Genomic DNA, 16,854 nt, shown 5'->3' with positions numbered 1-16,854 from the left:
CCTGTGACCGCTGGGTTACGCGGGGTACGCGGCGACGGGCATGATCACGCTGCCCTTGCAGATGCCCTCGAGGATCTCGGTGCGCCAGGTGCCGAACATCGTTCCGTCCGGGGTGGGCGCATAGAAGACCAGCGAGCGGGCGGGCACGTATTCGGTCGGCACATCATCGCCGCGGAAGCACTCCCACTGCCAGTTGTAGTTGAACACCCACTGGGAGCCGTCCCAGGTGTAGCGGCTCGGCTGCGGGATGGTGGGGTTGCTGGGCGCGGGGCCGTCGGCGGCGGTGGCCACGCACGTGCCGGCACAGGAGGTGCTGAACGTGTACTGCGCGCGGAAGTCCGGTTCGGGCTGGCGGGCGGCGATGCTGGTGCCGATCTTGTTCGACGCGAACGTGATCACGGTGTAGCGGCCGCTCCAGTCCGGAAGTGCGGCCCGCGCGGCCGGTTCGGCGCCCACGCCGATGGCCGCGACGGCAGCCGCGGATAGGAGTGCGCTACACGCCCGTCGGGCAGACATGGTTCCCTCACAGTGGTTCTCAGCCTGGCAGTAGCAACCTAATTGGCCGGGGTGACGGCATGAGCCATCGACACGACACGGCGGGGCACGGTTGCGTCACGGGTTGGTATCGGCGCAGGCCCCCGCGGTTGCGACGCAGGCCCTCGTGGCGGCGGCCCGGCGTCACCTGCCGACGAGCAGCATCAGCGTCCACGCGGCGAGGGTCTGCGCATCGGTGACCATCCCGGCCCGCATCATCTGCTCCAGCTCGGCGCGGCCGAACCACGCGCTGCGCATGTCCTGCTCCTCGTGCTCGCGATCGTGCGGGCCCTCGGTGATACCCGTGGCGAGGAAGACGCGGCCGCGCTGGCTGCTCATCCCGGGAGCGACATCGAGCAGCCCGATCTCGGTCATCGACGCCGCACTCAGGCCGGTCTCCTCGCGCAGCTCGCGGGCGGCCAGCTCGGCCGGGTCGATGTCGGCCCGGCCCGGGGCGGTGCCCTGGGGGAATTCCCAGCGCCGTTGGCCCAGTGGGTAGCGGAACTGCTCGACGAGGTGGAAGCGCTGTCCCTCGGCGCTGACGTCACGCGGGATCACCAGCGCGTAGGTCGGCTTGTCGACGACCGCGTAGATCCCGGCGCTGCCGTCCGGCCTGCGGATGTCGTCTTCGCGAACGGTCAGCCAGTTGTTGCGGTAAACCTCGCGCGACCCGACGGTCCGGATGGAATCCACCGTCCCAGTATGCGGGGAGTAGCCTCAGATTTCGTGCTGCTGGACTCCCTGAACCCCGCGGTGGTGGCCGCCGGAGCCGATCTCGGCGACGCGGTGCGGATCGACGGTGTGGCGCTGAGTCGCAGCGATCTGGTCGGTGCGGCGACCTCGGTGGCCGAGCGGGTGGCCGGTGCTGCACAGGTCGCCGTCCTGGCCACCCCGACGGCGGCGACGGTGCTCGCCGTCACCGGCTGTCTGATCGCGGGGGTGCCGGTGGTGCCGGTGCCCGCGGACGTCGGCGAGGCCGAGCGCCGCCACATCCTGACCGACTCCGGCGCGCAGGCCTGGCTGGGGGAGAAGCCCGGGGACACCGGTGGCCTCGGGCACATTCCGGTGCGGCTGCACGCCCGGTCCTGGCATCGCTACGCCGAGCCGTCGCTGGACGCGACCGCGCTGATCATCTACACGTCGGGCACCACGGGTCCGCCCAAGGGGGTGGTCGTCAGCAGGCGGGCCATCGCCGCCGACATCGACATGCTCGCCGAGGCCTGGCAGTGGACCGCGGCCGACACCCTGGTGCACGGGTTGCCGATGTATCACGTGCACGGCCTGGTGCTCGGGTTGCTCGGCTCGCTCCGGGTCGGAAACCGGTTCGTGCACACCGGGAAGCCGACTCCCGCGGGCTATGCGCAGGCGGTTTCCGAGTTCGGTGGCTCGCTGCTGTTCGGGGTGCCCACGGTGTGGTCGCGGATCGTCGATGACGCCGATGCGGCGCGCGCGCTGGCCCCCGCGCGACTGCTGGTGTCGGGCAGCGCAGCGCTACCGGTGCCGGTGTTCGACGCCCTTGCCGCATTGACCGGGCACCGGCCGGTGGAACGGTACGGCGCGACCGAGACGCTGATCACGTTGAGCACGTTGGCCGGTGGCGAGCGCCGACCCGGCTCCGTCGGGCTGCCGCTGGCCGGGGTGAGGACCCGGCTGCGCACCGAGGACGGTCACGACGTCGATCACGACGGTGAGTCGATCGGCCAGTTGCACGTGCAGAGTCCGACGCTGTTCGACGGCTACCTGAACCGCGCCGACGCCACCGCGGCGGTGCTCTCCGACGACGGCTGGTACCACACCGGCGATGTCGCGGTGATCGGGCCGGACGGGATGCACCGCATCGTCGGTCGCGAATCGGTCGACCTGATCAAGACCGGCGGCTTCCGGGTGGGGGCGGGGGAGATCGAAACCGCGCTGCTGGGCCACCCGGGGGTGCGCGAGGCCGCGGTGATCGGCGCGCCGGACGCGGACCTGGGCCAGCGGATCGTCGGGTTCGTCGTCGGCGACGCCTCGCCCGAGGAGCTCATCGACCATGTGGCTCAACAGCTCTCGGTGCACAAACGGCCACGGGTGGTCCGGATCGTGGACAGCCTGCCCCGCAACGCGATGGGCAAGGTGCTCAAAAAGGAACTGGCTCAATGGGTTTGAGGTTCTCCGAGTTGTGCATCGATGCTGCCGACATCGAGGCGCTGGCGTCCTGGTGGTCACAGGTGCTGGGTTGGCCGCAGGAGGTGACCGAGGACGGCGACGTCGCTCTGCGGGCGCCCGCGGGAGCCGGTCCGGACTGGCTGTTCCTCGAGGTGCCCGACGGCAAGGTGGTCAAGAACCGCCTGCACGTCGACCTGACCCCCGACGATCAGGCCGTCGAGGTGGCGCGGGTGCTGGCGCTGGGCGCCCGGCACGTCGACATCGGACAGGGTGAGCAGACCTGGGTGGTGCTGGCCGACCCGGAGGGCAACGAGTTCTGCATCCTGGCGGCCGAGTAGTGCCCCCCGCCGGGTCGTTTCGGCGAGCTGGGGGCACCTTCCGCTCGCGAGCGCCCGTGTCTGCACGCAACACGCCGGTACATGCCGGCATTTCGCGCGCGCTCGGGGCGATCGGGATCGCGCTGTGTGCCCTGCTCGCCGCCTGTGGGCGGTCGGCACCCGACGTGATGCTGGTGCAGACCAGCATCGAGGTGCCGCCGGCTCCCGAACCGGCGCCGCCGCAGCAGCCGGACAACCCGATGACGATCGGGCCGGCGGCCGTCGACACCACCGGTGGCTGGTTGCCCGACGGCACGATGCTGTCACCGTTCGACTCCGCGAACCCCATTCTTTCGCAACTTGACCCGGCGCTGCTGCAGGCGGTTCGGTCGGCCGCCGGGCTGGCCGGATCTCAGGGTGTGGACATCAGGGTGACGTCGGGGTGGCGGTCGAAGGGATTCCAGCAGCGCCTGTTCGATGATGCGGTGGCCAACTATGGCAGCATCGCCAAGGCAGCCGAATTCGTCGCCACGCCGGAGGTGTCCAAGCACGTCACGGGTCAGGCCGTCGACATCGGACCGGCGCAGGCCGACAGCTGGCTGATCGCCAACGGGCGCCAGTTCGGGCTGTGTCAGATCTACGCCAACGAGATATGGCATTTCGAGCTCGCCGTCGACGAGTACGGCAACTGCCCGCCGCTGCGCCCCAACGCGGCGGGATAGCGCGCCCGGCGCCGACGAGCGCGCGCTCACGCACGCGACACGCCGCGCGCGGTCGCACAGACCCGCGCGCTCGCCGGGAGGAAGGTGCGCGCGCTCGCGCACGCGCACGCGGCGGCCTAGTTGGCGTGCAGGGCTTCGTTCAGTGTGATGCCGGTGCCGTCGCGCTTGACCACCTCGACCGCCCCGCTGACCGAGTTGCGGCGGAACAGCAGGTTGCTCGAGCCGGACAATTCGCGCGCCTTGACGGTCTGCCCGTCGCGGAGAGTGACCTTGGTGCCCGCGGTCACATACAGGCCGGCCTCGATCACACAGTCGTCCCCGAGCGAGATGCCGAGGCCCGCGTTGGCGCCGAGCAGGCAGCGCTTGCCGACCGAGATGACCTCCGTACCGCCGCCGGAGAGCGTGCCCATGATGGAGGCGCCGCCGCCGACGTCGGATCCGTCGTCGACCACCACCCCGGCCGAGATGCGGCCCTCGACCATCGAGCTGCCCAGCGTGCCGGCGTTGAAGTTGACGAACCCTTCGTGCATGACGGTGGTGCCGGCGGCGAGGTGTGCCCCGAGCCGGACCCGGTCGGCGTCGGCGATGCGAACGCCGGAGGGCAGCACGTAGTCCACCATCCGCGGGAACTTGTCCACGCCGTAGACGGTAACCGCTCCACGCCGGCGCAGTCGGGCGCGCACGGTCTCGAAGCCCTCGATCGCGCACGGACCGTGATTGGTCCAGACGACGTTGGTCAGCACGCCGAACAGCCCGTCGGCGTTGAGCCCATGCGGCGCCACCAGCCGGTGGGACAACAGGTGCAGGCGCAGGTAGGCGTCGTACGCGTCGACCGCCTTGTCCTGCAGCGAGGCGATCACGGTGCGCACCACGACGGTCTCGACGCCGCGGTCCTCGTCGCGGCCGACGAGCCCGGCCAGTTCGTCGGGCACCTCGGCCACCGACACCCGGACCGTGCCGGAGGGGCCGTCGCCGGTCAGCTCCGGTGCCGGGAACCAGGTGTCGAGGACCGTTCCGTCGGCGGTGATCGTGGCGACGCCGATGCCTGATGCAGAACTCACGGCGCTAAGACTAACGTCAGGTGCGTGGTGCTCGACTTGCACGGTGACCCGATCGCGTTGACCGCGGCGCTGGTGGACATCCCCAGCGAATCCCGGCACGAGACGCGGATCGCCGACGAGATCGAGGCGGCGCTGCGCGAGCAGGCCGTCGGCTTCGAGGTGATCCGCAACGGTGACGCGGTGCTGGCCCGAACCGACCTCGGCAAGCCGTCGCGGGTGTTGCTGGCCGGGCACACCGACACCGTGCCCGCCGCCGACAACCTGCCCAGCCGGCTGGTCGACGGCGTGCTGCACGGCTGTGGCACCTCGGACATGAAGTCCGGGGATGCGGTGTTCCTGCATCTGGCCGCCACGGTCGCCGACCCGGCTCACGACATCACGCTGGTGATGTACGACTGCGAGGAGATCGAGGCCACCGCCAACGGGCTGGGCCGCATCGAACGCGAGCTGCCCGACTGGCTGGCCGCCGACGTCGCGATCCTCGGTGAGCCGTCCGGCGGGTTCATCGAGGCGGGCTGCCAGGGCACGCTGCGGGTGGCGATCGGCGCCGCGGGTACACGAGCGCACTCCGCACGGTCCTGGTTGGGGGACAACGCGATTCACAAGCTCGGTGCGGTGCTGGCCCGACTCAACCAGTACCGGCCGCGCAGCGTCGACATCGATGGCTGCGTGTACCGCGAAGGGCTGTCGGCGGTTCGCATCGACGGGGGCATCGCGGGCAACGTGGTGCCCGACGCGGCGACGGTGACGGTGAACTTCCGCTTCGCACCCGACCGCAGCGTCGAGGCGGCCTACGCCCACGTGTGCGAGGTCTTCGACGGGCTCGACGTCGCCATCGAGCTCACCGACTCGGCTGCCGGGGCGCTGCCCGGCCTGACCAAACCCGCTGCGGCGGCGCTGGTCGGCGCGGCCGGCGGCCAGGTCCGCGCCAAGTACGGCTGGACCGACGTGGCCCGGTTCGCGGCACTGGGCATCCCCGCCGTCAACTACGGGCCGGGCGACCCGAACCTGGCGCACCGCGCCGACGAACACGTCGACGCCTGGCAGATCACCGCGGTGACCGACACGCTGAGGCGCTATTTAACCGGTTGACGGCGCCGCTAGCGTGGACATCATGCTGGGAGACGACATCACCGGGTAGATCCCGGTACGTGCGTCCTTGCCACTTCGCGGGCCGGCGCGGCCCGCCTCCTCGAGAGCGTTCTCGCATGTCTTCCACCAGTTCCTCGGTGGTCTGCAACCACCTGTCCTTCGCCTGGCCCGACGACACGCCGGTGATCACCGATCTGTCCGTCGCCCTCGGTCCCGGCCGCACCGGTCTGGTCGCGCCCAACGGTGCGGGCAAGAGCACGCTGCTGCGGTTGATCGCCGGCGACCTGCGGCCGACTGCCGGGACCGTGGCGGTGCGCGGCTCCGTCGGCTACCTGCCCCAGACGCTGCCGCTGATCGACGACCGGTCGGTCGCCGAGATGCTCGGCGTGGCAGCGGTGATCGACGCCCTGGACGCGCTGGCCGCCGGCGACGCCAGCGAGACGGTGTTCGCCGCGATCGGACAGGACTGGGACGTCGAGGAGCGCACCCGCGCGCAACTCGATCGTCTCGGTCTCGGCCATATCGATCTGAACCGGTCACTGCGGACGTTGTCCGGCGGCGAGGCGGTAACCCTGGGCCTGGCCGGTGCGCTGCTCGGCAACCCGGCGGTGTTGCTGCTCGACGAGCCGACGAACAACCTCGACACCGATGCGCGCCAGCGGTTCTCCGATGCGCTCGACGGCTTCGGCGGTTGCCTGCTGCTGGTCAGCCACGACCGGATGCTGCTGGACCGGATGGATCGCATCGCCGAGCTGCACCGCGGTGAGATCGCCTTGTTCGGTGGCTGTTTCACCGCCTACCGGGGAGCAGTCGACGACGCCCGGCGGGCCGCCGAAGGCGCCGTGCGCACCGCCGAACGGCAGCTGCGCCGAGAGAAGCGGCAGCGTCAGCAGGCCCGTGAGCGGTTGGCCCGGCGCAACGGCAACGCGGCACGCACAGTCAAGGACGCGGGTCTTCCGAAGATCCTCGCCGGCGCGATGAAGCGGCGTGCACAGGAGACCGCGGGCCGCGTGGACGACGTCCACGCCCGACGGATCGACGACGCGCAGGCCAGGCTGGACGACGCGGAGCGAAGGTTGTCAGGCGACGACACCCTGGTGCTCGACCTGCCCGGCACGGAGGTACCGGCGGGCCGAACCGTGCTCGCCGCCAACGGGTTGCGGCTCGTGCGCGGTGACCGCGACGTGCTGACCGGGGTCGATCTGGCGGTGCGTGGCCCGGAGCGAGTCGCGCTGACCGGTGTCAACGGCGCCGGCAAGACCACGTTGCTGCGCGTGCTGCTCGGTGCGCTCGCCCCCGACGAGGGCACGGTGTGGGTCGCCGGCGGGCGGGTCGCCTACCTGTCGCAACGTCTCGACCTGCTCGACGACGAACGCACCGTGGCGCAGAATCTCGCCTGGTTCGCTCCCGGGCTGTCGGCGACGAGGCGGCGGCACCTGTTGGCGCAGTTCTTGTTTCGCGGCGACGCCGTCGACCTCCCGGCGGCCGCGCTCTCCGGTGGGGAGCGGCTGCGCGCGACGCTGGCCTGCGTGCTGTTCGCCGAGCCGGCGCCACAGTTGCTGTTGCTCGACGAGCCGACCAACAGCCTCGACCTGGCCGGCGTCGGACAGCTGGAATCCGCCCTGGCCGCCTACCGGGGCGCGTTCATCCTGGTCAGCCACGACGAGGCGTTTCTCGACGGGGTCGGCGTGCACCGGGTGCTGCGCCTCGGTGGCGGCGTGCTCGTTGAGGGCTGATCGGGGCTAATCGGTAGCCGGCTGCGTCGGGGTGACCGGGGCGGCCTGCGGCAGGTCGATCGGTGCCTGTCCGGCGCCCGAGGTGGCCCCGGGAGCGGCACCGGCATCGTCGTCGGGCGCTGTGTCCCCGTCGGGCCGCTGCCGCTCCTCCGCCATCGTGGACCCCTCGGCCGGCTGCGCCACAGCGGCTTCGGATCCCGTGGCCTGCGCGGTGGTCTGGGCGATCTGCTGAACGCCCTGCATGACCTGCTGGGGAAGCTGTTGCAGCGGCTGACCCAGCGCGGACAGCGGCGCACCGAGCTGCTGACCCGTCTGGCCGAGCTGGCTCAACTGGCCGGCCAGCTGTCCGATCGTGTCGGAGCCTCCCGCTGCAGGTGACGCACCCGCTGCACCCACGGCTGCGGCCGAACCCGCCGAACCAGCCGAACCAGCCGGACCCGCCGGTGTCTCGCCCCGGGCGATCGCGTCGGCGGCCGACCGGATCGCCTCGGCCCCGCGCTGATCACCGCGCTCGTAGGCCAGCGCGGCCTGATGCAGCAACTCCGAGATCCTGGCCCCGCTGGCCTGCGTGGTCGTCATGGTGGAGGACCGGCTGCCCAGGGCGGCCTTCAACGCGGTGTCGACGGCGGAGGCGATGGTGCCGTGCGACGTCGTGACCGCCGCGGCACCGGGGGCCGCGGCCGACACCGAGCCCAGGCCGGCGGCCACGGTGCTGTGGATATCGGACAGGGAACGGACTCCGTCGGTGTTGACGGACAGCGGTTCGGTCATCGCTTGCCTCCGGGAACGTGCACGAACCGATTTTACGGTCGCGGTTCAGGGGGTCCGATCACCAGAATCCGACCCCCGCGCCGCCGCGGCATGCGCCAGCGCCGAGCGGCCGAATGCGGTGTCGGCGAGCCCGCCGCACCACCGGCCGATGTCGTCGGCGGCCCGGGGGTCGCCGAGCAGAGCGGCGTCGTGCAGCGCCCGCAGCGTCATCGCGGTCTGCCCGCTGCGCTCGGCCGTGCGTGCGGCCTCCCGCGCAGCGGCCACCGCGGCGTGCGAGTCTCGGCGGGCGGCCGCCGTCCACGCCCGTGCCAGCGCCAACTCGGGGGCGAACAGCATCGACTTCAGGCCGTGCCGGGACTCCGCGCGGGCCAGTGCCTTGCCCGCCTCGACCGGTTGACCCAGCCGGCCCAGCGCCTGTGCGAGCAGCATCCAGGCCAGCGGACCCCAGGAGTAGCCCGTCGGCGCCAGGGTCGCGGTGGCGTCGCGCAGCAACGGCACCGCGCCCGTCGCGTCGTCGGTGGCGATCAGCACCTCGGCGGTGAGCAACTCACCGATCGCGCGCCCCGGCTGCCGCCGCTGCGCGAAATCGGTGAGTTGCCTGGCCAACGTCAGCGCCCGCTCCGGCTCGCCGGTCAGCGCCAGCGTCGTGGTCTGCGCGAACCCGCTGGTGAACCGCAGCAGCCCGGGCTGGCCGGCCGACATGGCCCGTTCGGCGAGCGGATCGACCTCGGCGAACCGGCCTGCGCGGGCCGCGCACAACGCCGCCGTCGAGGCGGCCCAGCCGATCGCGGTGTCGTCGGCCTGGCCCGAGCCCAGCACCTCGCCGGCAAGCGTGGCGGCCAGCGACAGGTTCCCCGCGTTCATCGCGAACGTCGCCGACAGCGCATCCAGGGTGGTGCGCGCCGCGGGAGAGGACACCTTGTTCCTGATACTGCGCAGGAAGGCCGTCGCCCGCTCCGGCTCCGAGAGCATCCAGAACCGGTTGGCAGCCGTCGGCAGCGCCCACGCCATCAACTCGGCTTCGCTCAGCACCCCGGGGTCGATCTCGGCGAGAACCGCGTCGGCCTCCCGGCCGCGGCCCTGCCAGGCCAGCGCGTAGCCGACGGTGAGCCGTGCGTCGAGGTCGACGCCGCGCCCGAGAGCCGACTGCCCGAGGTGCTCGCTGAGCTCCAGATCACCGAGCCGCAACGCTTCCCGGGCCGCCGCGCACACCTCGGTCGCCGGCAGCGGCCGGTCGCTGTCGATCGCCAGCGCCGCCAGTCGCAGCCGCCCGACCACCTCGGGCGCGCCGTGGGTCGAGAGCTGTTCGACCACGGCGGTGCGCAGCCGTCTCAGGTCGGGCCCGCCCAGCGCGCCGCGCACCGCGTCGAGGAACAGCGGATGACCGGGCCGCAGGCCGTCCTGCCCGACTGCCACGGCCCCGGACTGCACCGCGTCGTCGACCGCGCCGGCGCTGGTCAGCGCCGCCGCATCCTCGAGGGTCAGCGGGTCGGCCACCGCCAGGTACTCCAGCACCCGCTGGGCGGTGGCGGGCAACGTGTCGACGTATTCCGCGATCTGGGCCATCAGCCGCCCGTCGTCGTGGCCGGGCGGGTGAAGGTCGATCCGGGTCACCAGGCCGTCGCGCCACAGCGCCGGGATCTCGGCGGGCGCCCGGGAGTCGTCGGCGGTGGTGAGCAGGATGTGCGCGGTGCCGCCGACCGCCAGCTGATAGACCAGTGCCGCCGACAGCGCGTCCAGCAGGTGTGCGTCGTCGATCACCAGCAGGCGGCCGTCGCCGAGGGTCTCCCGGGCCGCCTGCAGCACGGCGGCGGTCTTGCCGGTCTCGGGCACGTCGATGAGGTGCTCGAACGCGGCGAACGGGATCGCCGGGCGGGTCGCGGTCGCCCGCACCCGGTCGACGCGCGGGAAGTCCGGTCCGACCCGGTCGGCGGCCTGCCTGGCCAGCGTCGTCTTGCCGACACCGTCCGGACCGATCAGCACCGCCCCCGCGCGGTTCCGCACAGCACGCTCGAGCTGTTCGAGCGTGGGGTCCTGCGGTGCGGTGACCCAGCGAACCGGCACGTGTACAGGCACGGCCGGAGTGTATGGCTAGGTTTGTGCCTATGTCCCGAGAACCCGACCGTGAATGGGCTGTCTGCGTCTATTGCGCGTCGGGCCCCACGCATCCCGAGCTTCTGGAACTGGCCCGCAAACTGGGCAAGGCGATCGCCGACAGCGGTTGGACGCTGGTCTCCGGCGGCGGCAACGTCTCGGCGATGGGGGCGATAGCGACCGCGGCCCGCTCGCACGGCGGGCACACGGTCGGGGTCATCCCGAAGGCGCTGGTGCATCGCGAGGTCGCCGACACCGAGGCCGGCGAACTCGTCGTCACCGACACGATGCGGGAACGCAAACAGGTGATGGAGGACCGCGCCGACGCGTTCATCGCGTTGCCCGGCGGCATCGGCACGCTCGAGGAGTTTTTCGAAGCCTGGACCGCCGGTTATCTGGGTATGCACTCCAAGCCGGTCGTGATGCTCGATCCGCTGGGGCACTACGACGGCCTGTTGGCCTGGCTGCGCGGGTTGGTCGGGAGCGGCTATGTCGCCGAGGACGCACTGGGGCGACTCGTCGTCGTCGCCGACGTCGAAGCCGCCCTCGCCGCGTGCGCACCTGCCGACCGCGCCTGATCCGCCGCAACTAGGGTGTCAGACCGACCGGCGCGCGCCGACGTGGCGCTGGATGAGGGGAGAGCAGATATGAGCGAGAAATCCGGGGCCCGCAAGAGTGTCGGGTTGCTCGACATCGTCGGCCGGCTTCCGGGTCTGCTGATGGACGCTCCGACGATCGTTCGCGGGGTCGTCACCGGCTTCGGGGCGCGCCCGTCGGCGAAGACCTCGATCGGCAGGGTGTTCCAGGACCGGGCGGAACACTACGCCGACAACATCTTCCTGAAGTTCGGCGACCAGCGGCTGACCTACCGCGAGGCCAACGAGACGGTCAACCGATATGCCGCGGTGCTGGCCGCCCGCGGGGTCGGGCACGGGGACGTCGTGGGCCTCATGCTGCGCAACTCGCCGGAGTCGGTGCTGCTGATGCTGGCCGCGGTCAAGTGCGGCGCGATCGCCGGGATGATCAACTTCCACCAGCGCGGCGACGTGCTCAAGCACAGCCTCGGGCTGCTCGGCGCCCGGGTGGTGGTCGCCGAGGTCGACTTCGTCGAACCGATCGGCGAGAGCGGCGCGGACACCACCGGCCTGCTCACCGCCGACGAGGTCGTGCAACTGTCGGCCACCGCGCCGACCACGAATCCGGCCACCACGTCGGCGGTGCTGGCCAAGGACAAGGCGTTCTACATCTTCACGTCCGGCACCACCGGCATGCCCAAGGCCAGCGTGATGACGCACTACCGGTGGTTGCGCGCGCTGGCCGGATTCGGCGGCCTGGGGTTGCGGCTGAACAGCAGCGACACGCTGTACTGCTGCCTGCCGCTGTATCACAACAACGCGCTGACGGTGGCGCTGTCGTCGGTGCTGAACTCCGGCGCGACGCTGGCTCTGGGCAAGTCCTTCTCGGCCTCGCGGTTCTGGGACGACATCATCCGCTACGACGCGACCGCGTTCGTCTACATCGGCGAGATCTGCACCTATCTGCTCAACCAGCCGCCCAAGCCCACCGACCGCGCCCACCGGGTCCGGGTGATCTGCGGCAACGGGCTGCGCCCGGCGATCTGGGACGAGTTCACCGAGCGGTTCGGCATCAAGCGGGTCTGCGAGTTCTACGCCGCCAGCGAGGGCAACACCGCGTTCGTCAACGTGTTCAACATCGACAAGACGACCGGCATCTGCCCGAGCCCGATCGCGTTCGTCGAGTACGACGCGCACACCGGCGAACCCACCCGCGGGCCGGACGGCCGGGTGCACAAGGTCGAGACCGGCGAGCCGGGGCTGCTGCTGTCCAAGGTCAGCAGCCTGCAGCCGTTCGACGGCTACACCGACAAGTCGGCCACCGAGAAGAAGCTGGTCCGCGACGCCTTCAGGGAGGGCGACGTCTGGTTCAACACCGGCGACCTGATGCGTTCCCAGGGTTTCGGGCACGCCGCGTTCACCGACCGGCTGGGCGACACGTTCCGCTGGAAGGGCGAGAACGTGGCCACCACCGAGGTCGAGGCCGCGATCTCGACCGACCCGCAGATCGAGCACGCGACCGTCTACGGCGTCGAGGTGCCCGGCGCCGGCGGCCGGGCCGGCATGGCCGCCGTGCAGCTCAAGGACGGTCATGAGCTCGACGGCAAGGCCCTGGCCACCGCCGCCTACGACCGGCTGCCGGGCTACGCGGTGCCGCTGTTCGTGCGGGTGGTCGGCGAGCTCGCCCAGACCTCGACGTTCAAGAACCAGAAGGTGGACCTGCGCAAGCAGGGCTACGGCCACGCCTCCGGTGACGACGACGACTGCGAGGACGTCGAGATCACCGACCCGCTGTTCGTGTTGTCCGGTCCCGACGAGGGCTACGTCCCGTTCTACGACGGCTACCCCGACGAGGTCGTGGCGGGCACGAAGCCCCGGTAACCCCGCGATTTCGGTGTCGTTCGTCACCTCTCGCGTGACGAACTACACCGAAATCGCAGGGCCGTAGCCTGGTGAGGTGGAGTCGACGTTTCTGGGCCGCCGGGTGGCGGGTGATCGCGCGCTGATCATGGCGATCGTCAACCGGACGCCCGACTCGTTCTACGACCGGGGAGCCACGTTCACCGACGAGGCGGCCAAGGCGGCCGCACACCGCGTCATCGGTGACGGTGCCGACGTGGTCGATGTCGGCGGGGTCAAGGCGGGGCCTGGGCAGACGGTCGGCGTCGACGAGGAGATCGCGCGGGTGGTGCCGTTCATCGAGTGGCTCCGCAGCACCTTCCCCGACCAGCTGATCAGCGTCGACACCTGGCGCGCCGAGGTGGCCAAGCAGGCCTGCGCGGCGGGCGCGGACCTGATCAACGACACCTGGGCGGGTGTGGACCCGGATCTGCCCACCGTGGCCGCCGAGTTCGGCGCCGGGCTGGTGTGCTCGCACACCGGCGGCGCGGCGCCGCGGACCCGGCCGTTCCGGGTCAATTACGGGATCTCGGAGCGCGGTGTGGTCGACGACGTCATCGCCGAGGTGACCGCGGCCGCCGAACGCGCGGTGGCCCTCGGGGTGCGTCGAGATGCGATTTTGATCGATCCGACGCACGATTTCGGCAAGAACACTTACCACGGTCTTAGTTTGTTGCGCCATGTAAAAGACCTTGTAAACACTGGATGGCCGGTCCTGATGGCACTGAGCAACAAAGATTTCGTCGGGGAAACTCTGGGTGTGGGCCTGACCGAACGCCTCGAGGGCACCCTGGCAGCGACCGCGATCGCCGCCGCCGAGGGTGCGGCGATGTTTCGGGTGCATGAGGTGGGGCCCACCCGTCGGGTACTGGAGATGGTTGCGTCAATCAAGGGCGCCCGTCAGCCGAAACACACGGTTAGGGGACTGGCATGACCGTTATGTCCGATCGCATCACGGGGCTGGCCACCGATGACATGGCCGAACATCGCTGGCTGACCGATCACAGCTGGAGCAGGCCCAGCTGGACGGTCGCCGAGCTGGAAGCCGCCAAGAAGGGCCGCACGGTGTCCGTGGTGCTCCCGGCCCTCAACGAGGAAGAGACCGTCGCCGGGGTGGTCGAGACCATCACCCCGCTGCTCGGCGGACTGGTCGACGAACTGATCGTGCTCGATTCGGGGTCCACCGACGACACCGAGATCCGTGCGGTGGCCGCCGGGGCGCGGGTGGTCAGTCGTGAGGTGGCGCTGCCCGAGCTCGAGCCGCAGCCGGGCAAGGGCGAGGTGTTGTGGCGCTCGTTGGCGGCCACGACGGGCGACCTCATCGCGTTCGTCGACTCCGATCTGCTCGATCCGGACCCGATGTTCGTTCCCAAGCTGCTGGGGCCGCTGCTGACCGCCGAAGGCGTGCACCTGGTCAAGGGCTTCTACCGGCGGCCGCTGCGGGTCAGCGGCAAGGAGGACGCCAAGGGCGGTGGCCGGGTCACCGAACTGGTGGCCCGCCCCCTGCTGGCGGCGCTGCGCCCGGAGTTGACCTGCCTGTACCAGCCGCTGGGCGGCGAGTACGCGGGAACCCGCGAACTGCTCACCGCGGTGCCGTTCGCACCCGGGTACGGGGTGGAGATCGGGTTGCTGATCGACGCCTATGACCGGCTCGGGCTCGACGCCATCGCCCAGGTCAACCTGGGCGTTCGCACGCACCGCAACCGGCCGCTGACCGAGCTGGCGTCGATGAGCCGCCAGGTCATCGCCACGCTGCTGTCCCGGTGCGGCATCGAGGACTCCGGCATCGGGCTGACACAGTTCTACGCCGACGGTGACGACTACACGGCGCGCACGTCGAAGGTGAGCCTCGACGACCGTCCGCCGATGATCACGCTGCGCCCGCGCTGACGTCCTGTCGGCCCGGTCGGGCAGGATGGCGGGGTGACCCTCGTTCTGCTCTATCTGGTGGTGCTGGTCCTCGTCGGTGTGGTGTTGTTCGCCGTCGGCAGCCTGCTGTTCGGGCGCGGTGAGGTGCTGCCGCCGCTGCCGCAGGCCACCACCGCCACCGTGCTGCCCGCCTCGGGCGTCACCGGCGCCGACGTCGACGCGGTGAAGTTCAGCCAGACCGTGCGCGGCTACAAGACCAGTGAGGTCGACTGGGTGCTCGACCGCCTCGGCCGCGAGCTCGATCTGTTGCGTGCCGAGCTCGCCGCGGTGCGCGCCACCGGGGACCTCGGCGAAACCGGTCGTCGCGAAGAAGCCGAGTGCCCCGGCCTCACCGGGGCGGCTCCGGAGGGCCCGTCGGACGGCGAGCGCGAAGACTCATGACCGGCGCGACCGCCGACCGTCGGATCCGCTGCGGATGGATCGACCAATCACGTTTGTCGCCAGGTGATTTCGTTCTCTATCGGGACTACCACGACATGGAGTGGGGCCGGCCCCTGCGGGATTCGGCGGCGCTGTTCGAGCGGGTCAGCCTGGAGGCCTTCCAGAGCGGCTTGTCCTGGCTCGTCATCCTGCGCAAGCGGGAGAATTTCCGCGCCGCGTTCGACGGGTTCGACGTCGAACGGGTGGCCCGGTACACCGAACGCGATGTCGAGCGCCTGCTCGCCGACGCCGGCATCGTGCGCAATCGTGCCAAGGTCGAGGCCACCATCGCCAACGCCCGCGTGGTCGCCGACCTGGCCGATCACGGTGTGGACTTCGGGGAGTTGCTGTGGTCGTTCGCGCCGGAGGACCGGCTGACCCGCGGGCGGCCGGCCGACCTCTCCCGGGTCGCCGCGGTGACCGACGAATCCACGGCGATGGCCAAGGATCTCAAGCGTCGCGGGTTCCGATTCGTCGGCCCGACAACGGCTTATGCGTTGATGCAGGCGACCGGCATGGTCGACGACCACGTCGCCGACTGTTTCGTCGAGCCGCCGCAGAGCTGATTCGTCCACCCTCGGGTTGTCCACCCTCGAGCCGAGGCGTCCCGGACCCGGTTCTGTTGTCCGGAGTTGTCGGCCAAGACATTTGCGATGATCGGCCGATGACCAATCCGTGGACGAAGGTGGCGGGGACCGCTGCGCTGGTGGCCGCCGTCCGTGCCCGGGAATCGGCCCGGCCCGACGGATTGTTCGACGATCCGTTTGCGCAGCGGCTGGCCGGACCGGCCGGACTGGAGATGCTGGAGCGGATGGTCGCCAGGGTGGGCCCGCAGTCGACGACGCAGATCGTGGTCCGCACCCGGTTCTGGGACGAGGCTCTGCTGCGTGCCGCACCCGTCTGCCGGCAGGTGGTGCTGTTGGCGGCGGGACTGGATGCCAGGGCATTCCGCCTGCCGTGGCCGGCGGCGGTGACGGTGTTCGAGGTGGATCAACCCGCCGTCATCGAGGCCAAGGCGGCGCTGTTGGCCGGTGAACCACCGCGCTGCACGCGGATCCCGGTCGGCACCGATCTGACCGCCGACTGGCCGACCGTGCTGGTCGACGCCGGCCTGAATCCGGCGGCGCCCACGGCATGGCTGGTCGAGGGACTGCTGCAGTACCTGACGGCGACCGGGGTCGGCACGTTGTTCGCCCGGCTCGACGCGCTGTCCGCACCGGGTTCGGTCCTGCTGTATGACGTCGTCGGGAGATCCCTGCTCGACGCTCCGGTCATGGCCGACCTGCGCCGGACGATGGATGAACAGGGCGCGCCGTGGCTGTTCGGCACCGACGATCCCGGTGCGTTGGCCGGCCGCCTCGGCTGGACCACCCGGGTGACCGATGTCGCCGAGCCGGGGTACGCGTGGGGGCGGTGGCACTCGCCGCCCGCTCCCGCCGGGGTGGCCGGGACGCCGCGCGGCTACTTCGTCGAAGCGGTCAAACCGAACGTGGAGCCCCTGCCGGACCTGCCATCCGAGCAGCTATAGCCGGGTCTTTGCACACGAGTACGCCCGGATA

At 70.9% G+C, this 16,854-nt stretch carries 17 protein-coding genes; 12 read left to right on the top strand and 5 right to left on the bottom strand.

Translation table 11 applies throughout. The annotated features are described in order from the left end of the window. Positions 1-15 precede the first annotated feature (15 nt). Together JDV09_RS10395 and JDV09_RS10390 are read right to left on the bottom strand one after the other, a co-directional pair. The gene (locus JDV09_RS10395; RefSeq protein WP_221369030.1) at positions 16-516 is read right to left on the bottom strand and encodes an Rv2253 family sensor-like surface protein; all 501 of its coding nucleotides are present in this window, start codon (positions 514-516) and stop codon (positions 16-18) included. A 162-nt stretch (positions 517-678) separates the two neighbouring features. Beyond that, positions 679-1,227, bottom strand: coding sequence for an NUDIX domain-containing protein (locus tag JDV09_RS10390; protein ID WP_221369029.1), 549 nt, complete (start codon positions 1,225-1,227; stop codon positions 679-681). Between the two features lie 33 nt (positions 1,228-1,260). On the opposite strand from JDV09_RS10390, the gene JDV09_RS10385 reads away from it, so the two are divergent. The 3 genes from JDV09_RS10385 to JDV09_RS10375 all read left to right on the top strand — a co-directional run bounded on the left by JDV09_RS10385 (position 1,261) and on the right by JDV09_RS10375 (position 3,718). Beyond that, positions 1,261-2,679 (top strand): acyl-CoA synthetase, encoded by a 1,419-nt coding sequence (locus JDV09_RS10385; protein ID WP_221369053.1) that lies wholly within the window; start codon positions 1,261-1,263, stop codon positions 2,677-2,679. Further along, positions 2,670-3,017: a VOC family protein gene (locus JDV09_RS10380; protein ID WP_221369028.1), complete on the top strand. Its 348-nt coding sequence runs from the start codon at positions 2,670-2,672 to the stop codon at positions 3,015-3,017. The genes JDV09_RS10385 and JDV09_RS10380 overlap by 10 nt, the downstream gene beginning before the upstream one ends. 167 nt (positions 3,018-3,184) lie before the next feature. Next, positions 3,185-3,718, top strand: coding sequence for a M15 family metallopeptidase (locus tag JDV09_RS10375; protein ID WP_221369052.1), 534 nt, complete (start codon positions 3,185-3,187; stop codon positions 3,716-3,718). A 116-nt stretch (positions 3,719-3,834) separates the two neighbouring features. On the opposite strand, the gene dapD is transcribed toward JDV09_RS10375, so the two are convergent. Next, entirely contained in the window at positions 3,835-4,779 is a 945-nt protein-coding gene (gene dapD / locus JDV09_RS10370; protein ID WP_308124076.1) for a 2,3,4,5-tetrahydropyridine-2,6-dicarboxylate N-succinyltransferase, read from the bottom strand. A gap of 27 nt (positions 4,780-4,806) precedes the next feature. On the opposite strand from dapD, the gene dapE reads away from it, so the two are divergent. Then, the gene (gene dapE, locus JDV09_RS10365) at positions 4,807-5,871 is read left to right on the top strand and encodes a succinyl-diaminopimelate desuccinylase (RefSeq protein WP_221369051.1); all 1,065 of its coding nucleotides are present in this window, start codon (positions 4,807-4,809) and stop codon (positions 5,869-5,871) included. Positions 5,872-5,987: 116 nt separating this feature from the next. Further along, positions 5,988-7,607 carry an ABC-F family ATP-binding cassette domain-containing protein gene (locus JDV09_RS10360; protein WP_221369026.1) on the top strand — a complete coding sequence of 540 codons (1,620 nt, stop codon included), beginning with the start codon at positions 5,988-5,990 and terminating at the stop codon, positions 7,605-7,607. A gap of 6 nt (positions 7,608-7,613) precedes the next feature. Here the strand turns inward: JDV09_RS10360 and JDV09_RS10355 are convergent, their stop codons facing one another. Continuing rightward, a complete protein-coding gene (locus JDV09_RS10355; RefSeq protein ID WP_221369025.1) occupies positions 7,614-8,378 on the bottom strand; it encodes an ESX-1 secretion-associated protein in 765 nt (254 codons plus the stop codon). Positions 8,379-8,423: 45 nt separating this feature from the next. Continuing rightward, positions 8,424-10,442, bottom strand: a complete 2,019-nt coding sequence (locus JDV09_RS10350; RefSeq protein WP_308124080.1) for an AAA family ATPase — start codon at positions 10,440-10,442, stop codon at positions 8,424-8,426. Positions 10,443-10,483: 41 nt separating this feature from the next. Here JDV09_RS10350 and log point away from each other — a divergent pair, with 41 nt between their 5' ends. From log to JDV09_RS10315, 7 genes are all read left to right on the top strand, one after another. Continuing rightward, on the top strand, positions 10,484-11,050 hold the full coding sequence (gene log, locus JDV09_RS10345; RefSeq protein ID WP_221369023.1) for a cytokinin riboside 5'-monophosphate phosphoribohydrolase: 567 nt from the start codon (positions 10,484-10,486) through the stop codon (positions 11,048-11,050). A gap of 69 nt (positions 11,051-11,119) precedes the next feature. Further along, on the top strand, positions 11,120-12,928 hold the full coding sequence (gene fadD6 / locus JDV09_RS10340; RefSeq protein WP_221369022.1) for a long-chain-acyl-CoA synthetase FadD6: 1,809 nt from the start codon (positions 11,120-11,122) through the stop codon (positions 12,926-12,928). A 76-nt stretch (positions 12,929-13,004) separates the two neighbouring features. Continuing rightward, a complete protein-coding gene (folP, locus tag JDV09_RS10335; RefSeq protein WP_308124075.1) occupies positions 13,005-13,880 on the top strand; it encodes a dihydropteroate synthase in 876 nt (291 codons plus the stop codon). Further along, entirely contained in the window at positions 13,877-14,836 is a 960-nt protein-coding gene (locus JDV09_RS10330; RefSeq protein WP_221369021.1) for a glucosyl-3-phosphoglycerate synthase, read from the top strand. The genes folP and JDV09_RS10330 overlap by 4 nt, the downstream gene beginning before the upstream one ends. Before the next feature lie 33 nt (positions 14,837-14,869). Then, positions 14,870-15,256: a DivIVA domain-containing protein gene (locus JDV09_RS10325; protein WP_308124074.1), complete on the top strand. Its 387-nt coding sequence runs from the start codon at positions 14,870-14,872 to the stop codon at positions 15,254-15,256. Beyond that, positions 15,253-15,861, top strand: a complete 609-nt coding sequence (locus JDV09_RS10320; protein WP_221369020.1) for a DNA-3-methyladenine glycosylase I — start codon at positions 15,253-15,255, stop codon at positions 15,859-15,861. Before JDV09_RS10325 ends, JDV09_RS10320 begins: the two co-directional genes overlap by 4 nt. Before the next feature lie 98 nt (positions 15,862-15,959). Further along, the gene (locus JDV09_RS10315) at positions 15,960-16,823 is read left to right on the top strand and encodes an SAM-dependent methyltransferase (protein ID WP_221369019.1); all 864 of its coding nucleotides are present in this window, start codon (positions 15,960-15,962) and stop codon (positions 16,821-16,823) included. Positions 16,824-16,854: the final 31 nt, after the last annotated feature.

It is taken from the genome of Mycolicibacterium xanthum, assembly GCF_019710635.1.
Taxonomy (GTDB): domain Bacteria; phylum Actinomycetota; class Actinomycetes; order Mycobacteriales; family Mycobacteriaceae; genus Mycobacterium; species Mycobacterium xanthum.
This window is presented reverse-complemented; position numbering and strand designations above follow the sequence as displayed.